Origin of the sequence: Acidovorax radicis, assembly GCF_020510705.1 — a bacterium.
In the GTDB taxonomy this organism is placed as follows: domain Bacteria; phylum Pseudomonadota; class Gammaproteobacteria; order Burkholderiales; family Burkholderiaceae_C; genus Acidovorax; species Acidovorax radicis_A.
The window spans coordinates 2122199-2140036 of the sequence record NZ_CP075184.1 but is presented as its reverse complement, the minus strand read 5'-3'; the positions used below and the strand labels follow the sequence as shown (position 1 = coordinate 2140036).

The 17838-nt window shown below is 59.0% G+C and carries 15 protein-coding genes and 1 pseudogene; 3 read left to right on the top strand and 13 right to left on the bottom strand.

The window, feature by feature from the left end:
- Positions 1-225: 225 nt before the first annotated feature.
- Positions 226-573 carry a DUF2958 domain-containing protein gene (locus tag KI609_RS09725; RefSeq protein WP_226449520.1) on the bottom strand — a complete coding sequence of 116 codons (348 nt, stop codon included), beginning with the start codon at positions 571-573 and terminating at the stop codon, positions 226-228.
- Positions 574-788: 215 nt separating this feature from the next.
- Here KI609_RS09725 and KI609_RS09720 point away from each other — a divergent pair, with 215 nt between their 5' ends.
- Entirely contained in the window at positions 789-1082 is a 294-nt protein-coding gene (locus KI609_RS09720) for a helix-turn-helix domain-containing protein (protein ID WP_226449518.1), read from the top strand.
- Between the two features lie 355 nt (positions 1083-1437).
- Here the strand turns inward: KI609_RS09720 and KI609_RS09715 are convergent, their stop codons facing one another.
- A complete protein-coding gene (locus KI609_RS09715) occupies positions 1438-1752 on the bottom strand; it encodes a DUF736 domain-containing protein (protein ID WP_226449516.1) in 315 nt (104 codons plus the stop codon).
- Positions 1753-3057: 1305 nt separating this feature from the next.
- On the opposite strand from KI609_RS09715, the gene tnpB reads away from it, so the two are divergent.
- Both tnpB and KI609_RS09705 read left to right on the top strand, forming a co-directional pair.
- Positions 3058-3423, top strand: a complete 366-nt coding sequence (tnpB, locus tag KI609_RS09710; protein ID WP_226449514.1) for a transposase — start codon at positions 3058-3060, stop codon at positions 3421-3423.
- Between the two features lie 132 nt (positions 3424-3555).
- Positions 3556-3873: pseudogene (locus tag KI609_RS09705) on the top strand (integrase core domain-containing protein); the annotation flags it as partial.
- A 95-nt stretch (positions 3874-3968) separates the two neighbouring features.
- Here the strand turns inward: KI609_RS09705 and KI609_RS09700 are convergent.
- From KI609_RS09700 to KI609_RS09650, 11 genes are all read right to left on the bottom strand, one after another.
- Positions 3969-4718, bottom strand: a complete 750-nt coding sequence (locus KI609_RS09700) for a hypothetical protein (RefSeq protein ID WP_226449512.1) — start codon at positions 4716-4718, stop codon at positions 3969-3971.
- An 834-nt stretch (positions 4719-5552) separates the two neighbouring features.
- Entirely contained in the window at positions 5553-5858 is a 306-nt protein-coding gene (locus KI609_RS09695) for a hypothetical protein (protein WP_226449510.1), read from the bottom strand.
- A complete protein-coding gene (locus tag KI609_RS09690; protein WP_226449508.1) occupies positions 5858-6217 on the bottom strand; it encodes a hypothetical protein in 360 nt (119 codons plus the stop codon). The genes KI609_RS09695 and KI609_RS09690 overlap by 1 nt, the downstream gene beginning before the upstream one ends.
- A gap of 470 nt (positions 6218-6687) precedes the next feature.
- Complete coding sequence (locus tag KI609_RS09685; RefSeq protein ID WP_226449506.1) at positions 6688-7149, bottom strand: immunity 26/phosphotriesterase HocA family protein; 462 nt, start codon at positions 7147-7149, stop codon at positions 6688-6690.
- Positions 7149-8354 carry an IPTL-CTERM sorting domain-containing protein gene (locus KI609_RS09680; RefSeq protein ID WP_226449504.1) on the bottom strand — a complete coding sequence of 402 codons (1206 nt, stop codon included), beginning with the start codon at positions 8352-8354 and terminating at the stop codon, positions 7149-7151. The genes KI609_RS09685 and KI609_RS09680 overlap by 1 nt, the downstream gene beginning before the upstream one ends.
- Before the next feature lie 371 nt (positions 8355-8725).
- The gene (locus tag KI609_RS09675; protein WP_226449502.1) at positions 8726-12202 is read right to left on the bottom strand and encodes an RHS repeat domain-containing protein; all 3477 of its coding nucleotides are present in this window, start codon (positions 12200-12202) and stop codon (positions 8726-8728) included.
- A gap of 588 nt (positions 12203-12790) precedes the next feature.
- Entirely contained in the window at positions 12791-13393 is a 603-nt protein-coding gene (locus tag KI609_RS09670) for an acyl-homoserine-lactone synthase (protein ID WP_226449500.1), read from the bottom strand.
- A 47-nt stretch (positions 13394-13440) separates the two neighbouring features.
- The gene (locus KI609_RS23040; protein WP_226449498.1) at positions 13441-13860 is read right to left on the bottom strand and encodes a DUF4902 domain-containing protein; all 420 of its coding nucleotides are present in this window, start codon (positions 13858-13860) and stop codon (positions 13441-13443) included.
- 95 nt (positions 13861-13955) lie between these two features.
- Positions 13956-14645, bottom strand: coding sequence for an autoinducer binding domain-containing protein (locus KI609_RS09660; RefSeq protein ID WP_226449496.1), 690 nt, complete (start codon positions 14643-14645; stop codon positions 13956-13958).
- Positions 14646-15481: 836 nt separating this feature from the next.
- Positions 15482-15691 (bottom strand): hypothetical protein, encoded by a 210-nt coding sequence (locus KI609_RS09655; RefSeq protein WP_226449494.1) that lies wholly within the window; start codon positions 15689-15691, stop codon positions 15482-15484.
- Positions 15692-15752: 61 nt separating this feature from the next.
- The gene (locus KI609_RS09650) at positions 15753-17804 is read right to left on the bottom strand and encodes a ParB/RepB/Spo0J family partition protein (RefSeq protein WP_226449492.1); all 2052 of its coding nucleotides are present in this window, start codon (positions 17802-17804) and stop codon (positions 15753-15755) included.
- Positions 17805-17838: the final 34 nt, after the last annotated feature.

The window sequence follows — 17838 nt, the reverse complement described above, 5'->3', positions numbered from 1 at the left end:
CGAAAAGCAACCGATGGATTGCGTGAATCGTCTGAATGCGACGGTGGCGCGCGAGGAAATGCCGCCTCCTGCAATAGCCACCGTGCCCCATCGCACGGCTGTCGTCATGACCGTTTGCGTCAGGATGGCATCGGTTTGGTGCAACAGTGCGGACAAAGACCTCACTGGTCTGGAGCAAGACCGAAATAGTCTCAATGCGCCCGGCTTGGCCGTGGCGCGAACGGCTCAATCGAGGATGGAACCGTTCTCCTGGGCCAATCGCAGGTACTCCGACAACGGGCGAACCGCCCGGAAATACAGGTCCCGCATCACGGGCTGCTGGCCCGGCCCGACGATGGATGCGAGGTCGGACAACTTGACCTCACCCAATTCGGGCATGCTGATTCCCAGGTCGATCAGGCCATAGGCCGTATTGCCGTCGGCGGGGTCGAGCGCAACCAGCAACCAGATGGCGTGTGCGTCCGGGGTGAACAGCCGCACCACGGGCAGCGGGTCAACGGCCTGGCCAGTCGCGCGGGCCAGGCCGTGTTCCAACAACTGACTGCGCTCGTCCTCGGTGATGAGCCGATTCATGGGTACCTCCTCATTCGCACACATCCGCCGAAGCGTGAAAGCGTAAAGCCGTATTGGTGGATTCGAGGAAATGCGCAGATGCGGCTTTGCGCGTCTGCAGGAAGCCCCAAATACGGATTTCCGTAAAAACGTAGAGCCACAAAAAAGGATTGAATCGGTTGAATGAGTTAAAGATAACGTGGTTTTAATTGTGCTGCGAATGGACGCTTCTGTCCATGCAGAAGCGCCCCGTCCAGCGCGGCCGACCGGCCGGCTCCACCACCCATGACGCCGAGCTGGCTCACGCCTTCGGCGCTGCGGTGCGTGCGCTGCGGATGGAGCGCGGCATTGCGCAGGAATCGCTGGCGCACCAGGCCGGCATCGAGCGTTCCCACATGGGAAAGATCGAGCGCGGCGAACACATGCCCACGCTGGCGATCATCTTCAAGATCGCCGGCGCGCTCGAATGCAGCACGGCCGTGCTGATGAGCGAAGCTGAAAGCCAACTCGCAGCAGCGGCCCAGCCGTAGGCGCCGGCCCGGCCGATCCGGCGCCGCCGGTTCGGGGGTATGCAGGGGCGCCAAGCCTGCGCGGCGGGGATGTGCCTTGCGCCGATCCCCCGGAGGCAAGCGAAGCGCGCAGCGCCCAAGGCGCGAAGGCGTGAGGGATTGGAGCCGGATGGCCGTGACGGCGAAGTCGGCACGGGGCGCAGCTCGCAAAGCCCGGCGGTGCAAGGCACCGACACGCCCGGCCGATCTTGCAGCCGCAGACTCACACACACGATGGCGACTCGACTTGGCTCAGGCCCCTGGGACGGCGCTGCCTCCATGCAGTGCCGCGAAGGCAGCACTGCGCCCCGCCGTGTGGGCGGAGCGCTGGTGGCCGTCAGGCAGCCTGGGGCTTGCTGCGCGACCAGATCAGGTCGTGCGTGCCGTTCTCGCCCTCGATCAGGCGGGCATAGACCGTGGCCGGGAACGAAGGATCGTCAAGGGTCACAGAGATGTACTCCCGCCCGGCCTCGCTGGTCTTCTTCCACGCCGCACCGATGTCGTGGCTGGCGGCCTGCAGGCGGAAGTCCGGGGCCTTCTCGTTGTCCCCCTTGTCGTTGGGCACCAGCTTGACCTTGACGTTGAGCGTCAGGGTGCGCAGCGTGCCGGTGAAGCTGTCTTTGTCTGCGGTGAAGCTGCCGATGTTGGCCATGATGAAACTCCTTTTGGTGGAACAAGGTTCGCGCCCATCGCGTCCTTGTTGTGATCCGGCCGGCGGGGGACGGGCGGGCTGCACCGCTTGCGGTCGCAACACAGTGGAGAGCCGGGAGGCGAAAAGAATTTGGCCCGCGAGGAATGCGCGCAGCGCAGGGGAAATTGTTTTCGCCGGACGGTTGCAGCCATGAAGCCCGAGGCGCAGCCGCGCCCCCGCCAGGATTCACAACAACACAAGGACGCCTTGGGCCGAACCGCTTCGAAAGGAGACAGGGCCGACTCTGCATCCCCGCACGAAGGCTGCACCGGCTCGCTCCCAGACGCGGGCCAGGTCAACACCCCAACGACGGGCGAGAACGCCTCGCCGCACCTTGCGGCGCCAGTCTTGAGGCGTGGCGTGGAAGCTCCATAGCGATGCCGGGCGGGATGTCCGTGAACCGTCCTTCGTGACGTGATGGGCGAGAACCGCCAGCGTTGAGGACGGCAAGCATTTGCACAACCTGTCGCAGCAAGTTCCAGGGTGTTCGCCAGCCCCGTCCATTGCGACGAGGCGCTGACCGGGCCGATCCGGCTGTCGGGCTCTAAAATTGATGAGACGTTCCAAAATTAGGTGAGACGGCAATCCCTCTCCCACGTCCATTCAGCGATCTTGGCTCAGAGTGTTGATTTCCACGCAAACCTAACCCGGGTTAGTGGCTCACTTCAGCGTGGAAATCAACTGCCTTCGAGAACGGTTTTCTCCGGATGTGGCGGTGAAGGCCGTAGGGGGCACACCCAAAATCAGTGACCCGATAGACGTTCCCCAGCCACTCGTCAGCTATAGCGAGAGGCGGAATGTCATGCTTGGCTGCGGGTTCATGCCAGCGTGGCGTTTTTTGGCCTGACTGAACCGCCCCGGGTTTGAACTGACCCCCAGAAGTTGGACAAACTTCAAGGGGTCAGTTCAAACCCGGGGTGATTCAGAACATTACTCCTGAACAAGGCAGCAAAGGTCGCCAGCGTAGAGATTCCTAGCTGCATGCATGAGGCTACCGCATTTCCTTTGAATTCGTCGCTGTGCAAGCGTCGATGGCCAATGGATCAACGCCAATCTACTGCGCCGCTGAATGCAAGCCACCGAGATGCGCCCCGGTAGCGCCTTGCCAGTTGCGCGGCCGACGCCCAGCAGCCATGAGGCGGATACACCTGCCGCGTTCGTGCCGTTGCAACTGCCAGCCAAAACTGCGGGCCCCGACATCCGCATCCAATTGCGTCGCGTCACGACCTCGATCTCCATGTCCTAGCCCAACGATGCCGCCAGCGAATGTGCGTGCGACCTGAATGCGCGAACTACTTCGATGATGCGCATCGATGCCATTTGGCTCGCAGTAGATCCCGCGGACATGCGTGCTGGCGCCGACCGCCTGATCGCCAGCGAGGTGCAAGTCTTCGGTGCAGCCCAGGCACATCACGGCTACCTCTTTGCCAATGTACGCGGATCAAGCTGCTGGCGCATGAGGGCTTTGGCGTGTGGTGCGCAACGCGCCGCCTGAGCCAAGGACGCTTCGTGTGGCCCGGCGGTGGAGTGCCGCTGCAGCAATCCACGCTCACACAGGCCCAGTTCGATGCCCTCATCGGGGGCCTGCCGTGGCAGCGGCTCGCTCAAGTGCAGGCCATCAAGCGCGTGTGAAGGAAGGCTCCGTGCGAGCCGGTGAGGATCGCGCGCACAAGGCAATTCGAGAATGCCCCGATGACAGCCATCGCCAAGCTTCAGACATTGGTGCATGCTAGATGTGAATGCGCTCAAAGCTCAAGACCTCTAAGGTGCAACCATGAACTCGACCAACTGTGCCAGGAGCTGGGCATAAATACCGCCTGACCAAGGCCAGGACGCCCCAGAACCAACGGCATGGTGGAGCGGTTCAACGGCCGCATCGCGCACGTCCTGAAGACCCACCGATTCAACAGCCGAGAGGACATGGAGAAGACCTTGCAGCGCTATGTGGCCCTGTACAACCACCAGGTGCCGCAGTCAGCGCTGGGCAGCAAGACGCCTATGCAGGCCATGAAAGAGTGGTATCAGGAGCACCCGGATCTGTTCCACAAGCGGCCATATGATCGTCCGGGATGCGGCAGCTAGGCGCAGGGCGTCAATGCAGATTACTTGAGCAAGTCCCACATCTCACCACTGAGCAGTGCTCGGCCACCGAACAGGCCAGGTCAGCGACACGCTGACTAAAAAGAGTCAAAGGCATACCAAGTGATATTGGCACCGGACCCCGGAGCACGCGCAACAGCGCCTGAGGCAGATGAACTCAAAGGCAGGAAAGCTGATTTTTGAAACCCAATTTGCGCTCGCTGCACAAGCGTGGTTGACGAAAAGTTGTCTTGAAACAACTCTGCGTACAGATTCAGCCAATCTCCGGTCACTGGAGTAATTGTGATTCTGACCCAATAGTGATTACCCGGCACAAAGCTCCAATTTGCGGGGAGCGGCTCAACGTACGCGCCCTCTGCCGAATAACTACTCCCAAGACAAACGTTTATTGGATTGGCATTAACAGCCGAACCACACAAATTATTTGTGCTCCAGACATGAGCGCTTCCGGATGCCGATACCGTTGGGTTAAACCAAAGTTCTAGATTAAGTCCGTTTGCGGCGACCAACGCGCCAGCACCATATGTCCATACAGCGGACTTAAAGCCTGGAGGTGCAGAATTCAAAAATGCTGGATTGTAGCCTTGCACGTAAGCAACAACTGCATGATCGCTCATTGAATTGGTGGGGGCCCATGTAAAACGGCTTTGGAGTTTGATGGGTGCCATTCCTGGAGTCGGAATTGTTTTTATAAATCCGTCCGGATAATTTAAATCAAATCCTCCCGTCCCCCCTACTGCATACAGAACCCCATTAGAAGATGCTGCCGATGCACTTATGCTAGCCATTAAAACAGCGAATACTGCAAGTATATTTCTCAACGACATTGAAAACTCCCAATTAAAACCTAGGTGTTGTGATATTAACCTAGGCTACTGTGCAGCATACTCCATTCGGCAATCAACCCAGTGTACTTACAGCAGATATCGTAGTGCTCCGTGCGTATCTTCGAATATGCCCTACCTGACTCATTGGCGCCCGTGGTTCGAAGTATTTTAGATCTCACCGACGCCTCGATTAGCGCCACCGCTCAGGATGAAACATCAGCTGCGTACCGCAGAACCAGAACAAAAGTTTTCCAGCTTGGACAGCAAGTCTTCCCGAATAGGCCCTGATTGCTTCATTTTTATCTCCGCCCCGCATCGCCTATGTGACCCGCTATACCCGGTGCTACAGGAATTGCCGCCAGGATGGCATCGACCACAACCCCCACACCACCCGGAACCCCACAGCTTTAGCAATTGGCAGGGGTTGTCGGTGGATTTTTGTTTTATTGCTCCGGCCCCCTGAAGTTTGAACAAATTCGATCATTTGCCATCGAGGCAATGCCGAAAAACTTATGACTTCACGGGGCCGGATCTATAGTTAAAAGAATAATTGGCCGTCGGACATCATTCTTACTGCGTAAGATGCTATGAATTTTGCAGTAAAATCCACTCCACTTTGTCATCAACCGTTGGTGATTCCATTTTTGCGAGAATTGTGCAGGTACGTACCGGGGGCCGAAGGCTGGGGTCGGGCCGTGGTGCGGTCGCGATCGCTTTCTCCGTGTCCATCTTTGTCTGGGCCCAAGTTTGCAAACACTGCCGCAGGCGACTCTGAGACAAACTCAGTAAACGCTTTGTCAAATGGGATAGGATTGGTTATGTAAGGCGATTCAGCTATGGAGTGCCGAGCATTTTTTCTAAAATGTTTTGTACGTCAACGGTGAATTTTGCGTAGGCAGTTCTATCTCCGCCTCTTTCTGCAACCCGATCAGATTGCCATCCGAGGAAGCTAGGTAAATACCAAAGTAGTGCCACTAACCGTTTCGGCATTAAATCGTCCATACCGATATCTATGGCGTCCAATATTTGGAGGATTTTTTGAGCTTGTTTTGCATCGTAATCTCCATTTCGGATTCGATCAAAGAAGCCGTCCGTATCCCACTCAGAATCCAGTTGCTCAATGATTCCACTGTAATCCATCACTTGATCCGATCTATTGCGTTCGGGGAAATAAAGTCTCGAATCAGCACCTCTTGATCTCGACGTGCCCAATTTGACATCCGCCCGCCATTCGCGAAGCCATCGGAAACGTCGAGAACCTCAGATCCGACCTTGTTCAGGTCAATCCGAACTACGCCGTTCTGTCCATACTTTTCAAGGGCGGTGTCTAAATCCTTAGTAGTCGAAATCCATTGCGTATCGCGTTTACCTGCGACGTGGCTGATCGTACTATTGCCGACACCAGGCGCTCGCGCAGCAAGCCCTTGTGCGGTGTCTTCGCCCTTGGCAAGTCCTCTGTAGACAAAGTTTGCTTCCTTTGAAGCCACTTTGGCTGCCATAGCTTCCGTCCCAGCAATCCCCGGCCCAGCGGCGCCCGCTGCCATCATTGCTCCTACTTCGACAACCGCTACCGTGGCTGCTTGCCGAGCACCCAGCCAAGTTACCACTTCAAATGCGGCCCACAAGATTGGATGCCGACCATCCGGATCAACGTACCGGTTGGGATTGTTATTCCCATACGCATACCGGTTAAAGCTATGCAGGTTCCCTTCCTGAAAGTCCACCGGGTCCACGCACATTCGGACAGTGTGGGGATGGATTCCACCCCGACTGGGCCTGCTTTCATGGCCACGGGACGGGTACGGGGGCCTGCCACGCGGGCATTCATCGCCGGGCTGGAATTGCCCTGCTCTTCACCCGGAACTACAGGTCACGGGAAGCTCAAGTAGCGCATGGACGCTACCCGCAAGTCCGTGGCTTGAGCGAACCCCAGACGAACAAAGGGCCGGTGTCAGCGGCCCTTTGTTCTTTAGCTGCCCAGCAGCTTTGTTAGTTTTATCTCCACTGACCCATACCCGCAAACACTTGCCTCTTCCAAAGCGCTAGCGTAATTCGAAAACAGATCTTCTTGCTCAATCTGGCTGGGATCAGTGTCTGAGTAACGGATCAGCCATGCGCGCTTGGACAAGGGATCTCGCCTAAAAAAGGAAGGCATCGGCCAATCTTCCCGCACCCAATGCGCAACACCAATGACTGGCCATTCGCCATTCACCAGACCCAAGTCACCCATGCGAAGACACTTAACCGCGTCCTCCGCTCGCAGATTTTCAACCTCAGACAAAACAGGAACAGCATCACGTTTTGGCCCGAACAAATACGCTAGAATGATTCGCCCCTCTGGGGCCATCCTGGCCACTACGCCAATGGCGTACCCCCCTTCACGTAGCGGCAGCGCAAACCATGAGCCTTCGCGATAAGGAAGTGCTTTCATCAGTTGATCCCCAAAAAGTCTCGCGCCGCATCCATATAGGTTTGCAACCTAGGATTTCTAGGACTGATCGGACGGATTGCGTTCAATGGCGGGTTGTACTGGTCATGCAGCATCTGCTCAAGACCCCGCTGCTCGGCTCGGACATCGGTGCGATGCACAGCACTAAAGTCCAAGTCCTTCAAAGCCGGATCGCGCGCATGCTCAAGCTCTCTCCTTGCCAAATCTTTGGTTCGGCCGGTACGCATCACGATACCTTCAGCGTCCTTGAGCAAATAGGTTCCACCCTTTGCAGCAACCTCTCCGCCCTCTCGAATGGCTTTAATTCCCAGGCCCGCGATACCCGGCGCCACAGGTATCGCCGCAAGGATGGCATCGGCCACTACCCCTACGCCATCCACTGCAGCCGCACTATAGCTTCCGGCACTGACGTTCTTGCGAAAACTGTCAATGCCAATTGCTAGGCTCAATGCCTCGAAGGCGATTTCGGCATAGCTCCCATCCGGATCTTTGTACTTGACCGGATTGTTATTCCCATACGCATACCGGTTAAAGCTATGCAGGTTCCCTTCCTGGAAGTCCACCGGGTCCACGCCCATGAACCGACCCACCACCGGGTCGTAGTACCGCGCCCCGAAGTATTGCAAGCCCGTGTTCGCATCCTGCTCTTTGCCATGGAACCACTGCGTCTGTTGCCCACTGCCCGCTTGCTGTACCGCGCGCTCACCGTATGCTCGGTAGCTCTCCTTCCACACCACCGCGCCAGTGGCATCAGTGGCCGCCAACGGACTTCCACTCACGTCCGTGTGCAGGTACGTGATGACGTCCGGGGTTGTGGCATTCGCAGGTGACCCTGTCGCCATCAGTGCGCCACCGAGCACCAGAGCGAGCACTCCCGGCAGCAAATGCTTACCGCCGCGCTTGCCCGTCTGGCGCAGGCCGAAGACGCCCAACAGGGCTGCCAACAGCAACACACCCCATTCGGACAGCGTGGGGATCGCTTCCACACCGCCGGGGCCCGCTTTCAGAGCCACGGGGGCCGGGGCTGCCATGCGGGCATTGATCGCTTGATTTGAATTGCCCTGCTCTTGATCCGCGATCTGCAGGTCGGGTGCAGCCGCTTGGGCTGTTTTGCTCAATTGGTCCGCTTCAGCCGCCGCTACTTTCAGTGTGGTCTTTTGCGGCACTTCAGCCTGGGCGAGCTGCACGGGACTTGTACCTGCTGGAGCGCAGATGCTGCCACTCGTTCGGGCCTGCTCCTTGCTCATGGCAACGCCTTGGCATGCGCTTGCCACCATGACTGCAGCCCGGGGGCTTTGAGCGCTTGCGCCCAAGCCCTGTGCAGTCGGGCGCCGCGCGCTCGGACTCTGCTGGGTGGATGTTGTCAGCGGTACGGTCCTGCGCTCGGCGACCCGGGGCCGAAGGCTAGGGTCGGGCCGTGGTGCGGCCGCGATGGCTTTCTCCGTGTCCATCTTTGTCTGGGCCCATACAGTGCCTGCCAACGAGGCGAGTGCCACGACGAGCGCGACCTGAATGCCTTGCTTTGCAATCGTTGTATTGTTCATTGCACACCTTCCTCTCAGTTCAGATCGATGCGGCGCTCGGCCACTTGGCGGCGGCCCAGGTAGACGTGCTCTTTGCGCTCTACGCCGGGCTTGAGGGTTTGCAGCAACAGGCCCTGCTGGCTATGCAGATACTGCGTGGTGTTGATTCCATCGCTCGTTTGCACGCGCATGTTGTCGCTGTCGTAGCTGTGCTGGGTGGGGGTGGTCGCGCTGCAAGAAATGCAGCGCAGGTTGTTGGCGCGGTCGTGGCCAAAGGTCCAGCTGCCATCGGCCCGCACGTTACCGGCAGAGTCGTATTGGTACGCACGGCTCACCCCGCCTGTGACTCCATCGAGGAGACCGGTGGAGGCTCCATAGGCATAGGTGTTCAACGCGTTGGGCGTGAGCAGGTAGGTAAGGTTGCCGGTGGCGTCGTAGTAATACTCGCGGGAGCCGTCCACGCTGGCTTCGACGATCAGGCGGTCGAGCTTGTCGTATTGAAAGGCGCGAGCGTAGATCCCATCGGCATATTCGTTGACTTGCGTGAGGTTACCCACTTGGTCGTATCCGTACATGCTGTCGATAAAGCTGGTCGAACCTTTGCTCAATTCAAGGCTTGAGGGCCACTGTCGATCGTTGATGCCCATCGCGGAAACCACGCCGTTGGCATACTGGATCTCGCTGGGCATGCCATTGGGGTGGTAGTTCACCTGGGTCACGTAGGGGGTCACCGCACGTGCGCGCCCGAAAGCATCCGGGTTGTAATTCACCAGATTGCCCGAGGGGTAGGTGATGCGCGACAAGGCCTCGTTGGCGTTGTAGCTGTAGCCCAGGGTCTGCGTAGTGCCCCCAACGGTGAGCGTTTCCTGCGTCAACTTGTCGCCGTCGTCGTAGCCGAAGCTGCGTGCGATAGTCCCGCTGACAGTGGTGACAGGTAGGTCGTTGCCGTTGTACGTGCGGCTCACGCTGGCCGCATTGGGAACGTTCGGATCTTCGGAGGGTGGATAGGTGATGTCTGTGACCCGGTTGCGGGCGTCATAGGTGTAGGTGATCGCTGGCGCTGCACCGATGGCCTTGCTGGTCATGTTGCCGATGGCGTCGCGGCCGAAGGTGGTCGTACCGGTTTCCGGATCAGTGCGTGCGACCAGGAAGTAGCGGCTGTCATAGTCGTAGGTGCGCGTCTTGCCATCCATGGTCACAGTCTTTGGCTGGCCCAGCAGGTCCCGCGTGATGTCCACGCTGGCATCGATATAGAGCTGGTTGTTGGCGACCTCCCCCGCGATGGTGTTGACGGTGTGCCGCTCGGCTGGGCTGCCGAAGGCCCGGAAAGACTCGATGGAAGCGCGGTTGGCCGTGTCTTGCCGCGTCACTTGCAAGCCGCTGTAGGAGGCGTACTCGATGCTATTGGCGCTATTTGTGCCTGCCGGGTTCCCATGCAGGGTTGTGATGACGCGGCCCAGCATGTCGTATTGATAGCCCGTTCCCTTGGTGCTGTTGGGGTAGGACTGGAACAGGCGTTGGCCCAGCATGTCGTAGCGGAAGTCCACACCGATCGGCGTTTCCCCCGGCGCGCTGACTTCGCGGCGCACCACGCGCCCCATGCCATCCATCGTGGTTAGATCAGCCATACTGCCCCGTTGAACCTTGCGCGAGGTGGCGCCCCAGGTAATGGCAATGGGATTGCCTTCTGGTCGGGTGATGGCGGTCACGCGGTTGAGGCTGTCGTAGGCGTAGGTGGACGTCTTTCCCCGACCATTGGTTGCGGAAGTGATGTTGCCAGCACCATCCACGCTGCGCGTGAGAATCACGCTTCCCGGCTGAACCTCCGAGCGCGCTGTGCCGCGATGGTAGTCGCCGAAGCTTGTGACTTGCCCCTTGGCATTCGTGTGGGTTTGCAGGTCGCCAGTGCTGTGATAGGTAAACATTGCGGGCACGCCAGCTACCGACTGCGACAACATGTTCCCATTGGAATCGAATTGACGGGTGGTTGCATGCGTCTGTCCATCAACCGCGACGGTTTCACTCGCCACCTGGCGCAGCCGCCATTTGGTGGTGTCGATGTTGTAGGTCCGGTCTGTTTGCCGGGTATAGGTGCGGTCGTCGTTGTTGGTGCCCATCTCTACGATGGTGGATGGATTGCCCCAGTTGTCGTAGTCATATTTTGCGACCTCGTAGGTCTCGCCAGCGCGCATCGTGACGTAGTAGTTGACTACGCTCGCGTCAGGGTAGTAGTAAGCGTTAGTGAACATGTTTGCGACAACGTCCTGTTGGGACGATATCTGAATGTGCTCGTAACCCAGCAAGGTGTATTCGAAGTCAGACACAGTGCCGATGAACAGGCCTACGCGTGTAGCGGCCTGAGGCACAGATTGAATGCCGAAATGGAAGTGCTCTTTAAGGTTTCCATTCGGATCGGTGACAGAGGTCACATTCACTTGGCTGCGATCAGGCGGCGGGACACTGTATTGGTAATTGATCCAGGTCCCGTCGACGGTGGAGGGCAAAGGGTTGGTCGCCACCTCATAGGCCCATGTCCAGGTACCGGTCTGCAAGCCTGCGGTGTTGGTGCCTGCAGTTTTACTGGCGACAACCGTGCTGCTGCCGTATCGCGGCGTGCCCGCTTTGAAATCGACGTGGCTATAGGCGTAATCGATACTGCCTGCGCTGGGGTACTCGATGCGAGACATGGACCCAATGCCGGGGGACGCCTGATGGTAGGAATATTTCCATGAGAGGCCATCTGGACGATCTACTTTGTCCAGGTACACATGCCCACCAGGCCCGCTGGAGACTGTGTATTGCCATGTGCGGGTAGGTGAGCTGGTCGTGTCAGTCACGGATGCCAAGGTCGACCCGCTATAGCTGAATGCCACCGACCGACCATCACTTGCAGTGATCTGGCTCATGGCCAAGACGCCGTACGGAAGGAACTGGTAGGTGATATTGAACCAGTTGCCATTGCGGTCAGTGATCTTGCTCGGGTAGTAGGCTTTTTGCTTGCTGCTAGGCGCTCCGAACATGTGTCCGATGGTGGTCATCTCGTACGTCGTACCGTTGGGCGATTGCACGTGCAAGTAACCCGCCACGCACTTGGCACGCCAGAAGTCCTTGGTGAGCCACGTCAGCGTGGGTGAATCGTCTTCATACAGAATCTGCCGACTTCCATCGGGCAGTTCCAGCACGGGATTGGCGGACGCCGAAGCCCACGATGCGGTACAAATACCTTTGTTAGCACCGCGAATCACGCGCCCCATGTGCATGGTCCAGCCCAGGCCTGCAGGACTGTATTCATAGTCGCTCCACAGCGCGAGCGTCACCAGGGGGTCGTCGATGCTGTTGTAGCTGCGCTGGACGACAAGATCCATGCCGCCGTTACCAGGGATGACCAGATCCGTGAAGGTGTACTGCAGTTTGCCGGTGAAGTTGTTGATCAGTTCATTGACGGACTGCGTCTCGGCTGAATTGGTGCGAGGCTGGCCTTTTTGCTGAAAGTAATCTGGAATGCTAGGCAAGCTCGACTCGTCAACTCCTTGCGCAGTGGCAACAGCAGGACTGCCTAGACCTAGTGCGCTGATGACGAGGATTGCAAACAGGCCTCCAAGAAAGCGCCCACTCCAGGCAAAGGTTCTTTGTGGGTTGCCCCCTCGCGCGGATGTCTTCAAACGGTACGACATACTCTCTCCCGTGCAAACAAAATTATTAAATATTCAGCCGTCGAAATGTTGGCAAATGCCAATTAATCGGCACAAGCATCTGATCCAGCGAGAGGCAGATGAACGGATGAACCCTGAATTCAATCAGCTGGATAATTTATAAAAACAAACCACCAATATTTGGTAGTTCATTGATATTTCCCGATCAGAAATTCGTTGTCAGGTGGCGCCGGATCGGCGCTTTTGGCTTTATGTATTTCGCAGCGTAATTCCCCCCCAATTACGCCGATATTTATTGAAGGCACTTCTGCCAATATTTGTTTCGCAACTCTATTTAATGGGATTTAGAGACGCCTGCCACCTACCAGTGTTGGTGGGTATTGGCCCTATCGATCTCGTGGAGAACGTCGATTAGCCCGTTGCGAGTCACCGTTGATGCTGACTTCTTCAACTCGACAGCGGACCTTGCACTTCAATCCAGCATCCAAAGAGCATCTGACCATCTACCACCACAGGTGGCGCGGCGCGGTGTGCTGCGATGCCCAGGCGCCGCAGCAGTCGTTCAACACCGAGCGGCGATACCGTGATCAGGCGGCTGGCGCCGTGCGATAGCGCAACCCGCAGCACCTCGCGCAGCAAGCCGGCAGCAACCGGCGAAGAAAACTGGCTCATTGGATGGGTGCTCGCCTGGTCAAAATCCATGGCCGCAAATCGTGAGAGTTCCCAAACGTCGGAGCTGCGAGGAGGCAGGGCATCACCCATCAGCTGAGGGAACACCTCTCCGAGCAGATAAGGTTTATCAGTGGGCAAAAGACGGGCTGTCCCTACCAAGCGACCATCTTCTTCACGCGCCGCCAAATAGATGGTGTCGGGCCGGTCGAACTGGTCGAGCTCCAAGTTTTCACGCGTCGGCAGATTCCACCCAAGGGTTTCGATGAATACCTTGTGCCGGTAACGCGCAATGCCCTCGAACAAATCAAAGGGCAATGACTTAGCAGTTCCACGAATAATTTGCAAATTGGCCTCCAGCAATGACAGACGGTCAGTCATTGCACCGCCGCAGAGGTCATCGCGGTACTACCAAATGCTGGAGGAGACTACAACGTACAAAGGGCCAGAGCCCGTCTTGTGTCAACGCGCCAAGGCAAGGCGTCGACCACCGTACCTAGTAGTTCAAGACTGCGCTCCCAGCCGTAGTCGGAACCCTGGGCGTCAATCAGCATTACGTTGCTGCGAGGCGACCCGACGCGCACCAGCCCTACCAAACCTTGCTCCCACGACAGGCGCCAGTCCCACCCGAGGCTTACGCGGGGCGCTGTGCTGCTGGCCCATTCGCTGAAGCCGCAGATGGTCGTGGGCGTGCCACACCGCGCAGACTCCTGTTGGTCATGTTCCAGCCCGGAAAGCATGTGCTCCAAGTGAGCACAAAGTATGGCGTCCAGAGACAGCCGCACAAAGCCGTCAGTGCTGGTCTCTGGGAGCGATGCAGGCCCCAAGCAGCTTTCATTGCGCGTCATGTGACAACTATCGTTCATACGTGGCAAGCCGCGCACTGCAAAAATAGCGCCTTGCAGTCTCAAGATACATAGTGGCCGTTCAAACCGTCCCAGAATCAGGACAGCAACCCCAACGCGAGAGCACGGATCGCGGCGGTGGCTTTGTTAGGGGTGTTCATCTTGGTGATCACGTTCTTGATGTGGAAGTTCACCGTGTCAATGCTGATCGACAGAATGTCGCCAATCTCGCTGGCAGTCTTGCCATCGGCAGTCCACTTGAGCACCTCGGTCTCCCGGCTGGTCAGCTCAATGGCGTTGTCCCCGTATAGCTTGGGCTTGATGAGGCGGCCCAGCGCCATGTGGGCAATGCTGACCAGCCAGCACATCTTCATCTGGTTGCCTGCCAACTCCCTCGCCGTGATTGCCTCACACGAACGCGACAGAGTGAGCATGCTTGTCACGCCGAAAACGTCGAGGTTCGACTGGCACCAGCCGTGGCGCAGCCCCACCGATTGGGCTTCTGACCACAATTGCTGAGCTGATCCAAAAACCTGATCGCTCCAAACAAGTGGGGCTTGGCTAGTGCGACCGTGAAGCACGGTGGGGTCGATACGGACATAGCCCGCATCGTGGTAACGCTCCTGCCATTCCTGAGAATAGTTGTTGAGCAACATGAACTTGGGATTGGTCACTGGCAGCGGTATGCGCATCCCAAACGCGCATTGTTCGAAGCCCAGCGCATGGGCCGCCGCCGCGATCCGAGCGAATACTTCGGCCTCGCCGCTATTAGGATCGATGGCCGACATGAGATCTGCAGCCCAAGTATGCATGCTCTTCCCTCGTCTATATCCCCTCCTGCAAGCCCGAGGGCGACCCGCTTGTAGCCGTCCGACGAAAATACGGAATGAGTATTGTTTATTGACATAAACGTAACGCGGCAGCAACTTAGAGATGCCAGACAGCTTTAGTGTGGCTGCTCAATTGCTGGTTGTAAACGGGTTCAGCAAATTTCGTACATTCAAATTCTGTTGCTGCAGACCGAAAACTGCCGTCTGGGACAGCTCCGCTGCGCATTTCTCATCAGGATAAATACCACCCCTTCCCGGCTTGCGGTGGCTTGCTCCCTATGCCGAGGGGGCCAGTTGCTGGGTTCACGGGACCAGTCAGTGCAGGGAATGTCTGCACTATGTCATTGTGTTTTCAGGAGATGTTGTGACGCCACTCGATCGAACGCCGGGGGGAAAAATGTTGCGTAATTTGTTACAAACCTATGATTTAGCGCTTCCGCGATTTATCACTCACCACATATTTCACATCAATGAAGACTCATCTTCGGCAGTGGCTCATCGCAGTCGGCATCTTCTTTTTTGCAGGCGGTAGGAGCCTTGCCATGCGGACGATGTTCTTTGCTCATCAGATATTGCCCCTGTATAACTTCACTTTAATGGCACTCGTCGTATATGGGGGCAATGAAAGAAGGTATCGCGCGGTACAGCGATGCCTTCAACGCCGCCGCCTGAGCGTCAGCGAGGGCGGTGGCGTTCTGATCGAGCTTTGGGGCCGGGCGCGGCCACTGCCGCGCCCGGATTTTTGCGTTCACCGCGCCCAGGGCGGAACGGGCTGGGCGCGATGCTGATGATGGTTATTCCTTCGCCTCGATGACCCACCACACGGCATGCGCCAAGGCGCGGCCCGTGATGGGATGAATGTCGGTGAGGTCGGCGCGGGCCGTCCAGCCCGAGGGCGGGCGGTAGCCGCGCACGTCGCCATCGCCGTGCCAGCGGCGAGCGCGTACCGTGCCGGGGGAGTAGATCGCCACCATGCGCGGTCGGCTGGTGGTAGTGCGGGTCATGGGGTTGCTCCTGACAGCGAAGCGCCCCGGTCGAGGCCGGGGCGCGTGCCTTCAGCGCGGGTCAAGCGGCCAACACTTCAGCGGGTTCATCCGCCTCGGTGGCGACTTCCTCCGCACCGTTCTGCGGGTTTGCCTCCGGCGCGTCTGCCGTCTTGAAGATGGCAGGCATCCAGCCCGTGCCGCCCACCAACCGCTCGGCTTCGCTGGCAATGTCGGCCTTCTTGAGCTTCGCCAGCCGATTGACGCTCTCGGGCGCAAATTCGCCCACGGCTTGCAGAACCCCCGCCTTCGGAACGTGCTTGAAATACCCCTCGGCGGTGGGCTGCCACCACGCGGCCATATCGAGGCCCACGGCCTGCGCCAGTTCTTCACCCGGCTGCTGCGCCGTGGCGCGCGGCGTCAACACGTCCACAGCCCCCGCCACGCATACGGCCAACAGCTTGACCAGCTCGCCTTGCTCCATCGCCAGCAGCGCGGCGAACAGTTCGGCTCTGTCCTCGGGCAGCTTGCCGCCCCAGGCTTCTTGCAGTTCGTGCAGAGCCACGGAGGCGGGTGAATCGGGCCAGTCCGGGGCCATGCCTTCCAGCCGGTCTTGCACCGTCAGGCGCACGCCCAACGGTAGATCGTGGCCGTAGTGGCGGCCCTGCAAGACGGTCTGCACCATGCCATGCACCAGCGCAGCCAGCGCCACTTGCGGATGCCGCGCGACTTCGATTTGCAGCGCGGCGGTGCGATGGGCGCTCAGCCGCTGGGCTAGCCGGTCGGAAATCGCTGCGGCCTTGGGCTGCTCGTCTTCCTCGCCTTCGTCATCGCTCGTGGCATCCGGGTCGCTGAAGCCTTGGCGCAGCTTTTCGAGCGTGCGCAGTGCCTTGGCCTCAGCCTCGCGCAGCAGCCCCCGATGAATCACGGCCTCGCCGTTGCGGTCGATGGTCACAATGGCACCGGCTGCGGCCTTCACGTTCGCGCCGTATCCCTGCAAGCCATCTTCCAGTGCCTGCAACTGCTCGCCCAGCCGCTCGCCTTCCTCTTGCAGCGCGTCGGCCTTGTCCTCGTCGTCGGCATCCGTCGCGGCGTCAATGGCTTCGGCTACCTCCTGCATCTTGGCTTGCAGCTTCTCGATGCGCTGTGCTTCGCGATTGCTCGGCTCGCGGCGCTCCCTCGGCGCACGCTGGAAGGCGTGCAGGTCGGCATGGGTCATGCCCGGCGTGGCATCCACCCAAGCCCAGCCCTCGGCCTTCACTTCGGCGGCGATGCCTGCCAGCTTGTCTTGCGCCTGTCGTTCCAGCAGCGCGGCGTCGGTCAGGTACACGCCTGCATCGCCCTCCGCGAACAGATCGCGGCGGATGCCGCCGCCTGCGGCCTCGTAGGCGTCCAGCCCGACAAAGCGCACCAGCGGATGGCGGTAGGCATCAATCTCGCGCTCGGTCAGGCGTTCGCGCAGCGCGGACGGTTGGCGCTGCCACTGCGGGGCATCGTAGAACGTGCTTTCCTGCGCGGCGTGGTCGTCGGTGATGGAAAGGGCCATCAGTTGGTCAAGGCTCACTGCGTCGGCCCGGTAGTCCGCCATCAGGCGCGGCGAGACGTTCGCCAGCTTCAAACGGCGCTGCACCACCAGCGGCGTGACGGAGAAATCCGCCGCAATGTCCTCGATGGGCCGGCCCTCGGCCACCAGCGCCGCGAAGGCTTCAAACTGGTCTGCGGGGTGCATGGATTCGCGCTGTACGTTCTCGGTAAGGCTGGCCGTGCGGGCCGTGCCATCGGCCACCTGCAGGCAAGGCACTTGCCAATCCTTGGCGATGCGGTGTTTCCTCGCCAGCAGCTTGAGGGCGGCGAGGCGACGGCCACCCCCCACCACCTCGTAATGCTCGCCATCGCTGGCGGGAATCACGATCAGGTTTTGTAGCAGGCCCACGCGCTGAATGCTCGCGGCCAGCTCAGGGATGGACATGCGCGGGACGGTCTTGCGCACATTGCGGCCTGCGGGGCGCAGCACCAGCCGCGACAGCGGAACCAGAATCATGTGCTTGCTCGGGTCGGCGGCTTGCAGCGCGTTGGCGGCGCTGCTGGCTGCGGTGCTGACGGTACGGGCTTCGGTAGTGGTAACGGCGTTCATGGAGAATCTCCAATCGAGTGAAACAAGGGAATGG

What these genes read in the sequence shown, in the direction of transcription:
- KI609_RS09720 (WP_226449518.1), top strand. Translation starts at nt 789, where the DNA reads ATGCAGAAGCGCCCCGTCCAGCGCGGCCGACCGGCCGGCTCCACCACC.
- KI609_RS09700 (WP_226449512.1), bottom strand. Translation starts at nt 4,718, where the DNA reads ATGTCGTTGAGAAATATACTTGCAGTATTCGCTGTTTTAATGGCTAGC.
- tnpB (WP_226449514.1), top strand. Translation starts at nt 3,058, where the DNA reads ATGTGCGTGCGACCTGAATGCGCGAACTACTTCGATGATGCGCATCGA.
- KI609_RS09695 (WP_226449510.1), bottom strand. Translation starts at nt 5,858, where the DNA reads ATGGATTACAGTGGAATCATTGAGCAACTGGATTCTGAGTGGGATACG.
- KI609_RS09660 (WP_226449496.1), bottom strand. Translation starts at nt 14,645, where the DNA reads ATGTCGGCCATCGATCCTAATAGCGGCGAGGCCGAAGTATTCGCTCGG.
- KI609_RS09655 (WP_226449494.1), bottom strand. Translation starts at nt 15,691, where the DNA reads ATGACCCGCACTACCACCAGCCGACCGCGCATGGTGGCGATCTACTCC.
- KI609_RS09715 (WP_226449516.1), bottom strand. Translation starts at nt 1,752, where the DNA reads ATGGCCAACATCGGCAGCTTCACCGCAGACAAAGACAGCTTCACCGGC.
- KI609_RS09670 (WP_226449500.1), bottom strand. Translation starts at nt 13,393, where the DNA reads ATGACTGACCGTCTGTCATTGCTGGAGGCCAATTTGCAAATTATTCGT.
- KI609_RS23040 (WP_226449498.1), bottom strand. Translation starts at nt 13,860, where the DNA reads ATGACGCGCAATGAAAGCTGCTTGGGGCCTGCATCGCTCCCAGAGACC.
- KI609_RS09725 (WP_226449520.1), bottom strand. Translation starts at nt 573, where the DNA reads ATGAATCGGCTCATCACCGAGGACGAGCGCAGTCAGTTGTTGGAACAC.
- KI609_RS09690 (WP_226449508.1), bottom strand. Translation starts at nt 6,217, where the DNA reads ATGGCAGCCAAAGTGGCTTCAAAGGAAGCAAACTTTGTCTACAGAGGA.
- KI609_RS09650 (WP_226449492.1), bottom strand. Translation starts at nt 17,804, where the DNA reads ATGAACGCCGTTACCACTACCGAAGCCCGTACCGTCAGCACCGCAGCC.
- KI609_RS09685 (WP_226449506.1), bottom strand. Translation starts at nt 7,149, where the DNA reads ATGAAAGCACTTCCTTATCGCGAAGGCTCATGGTTTGCGCTGCCGCTA.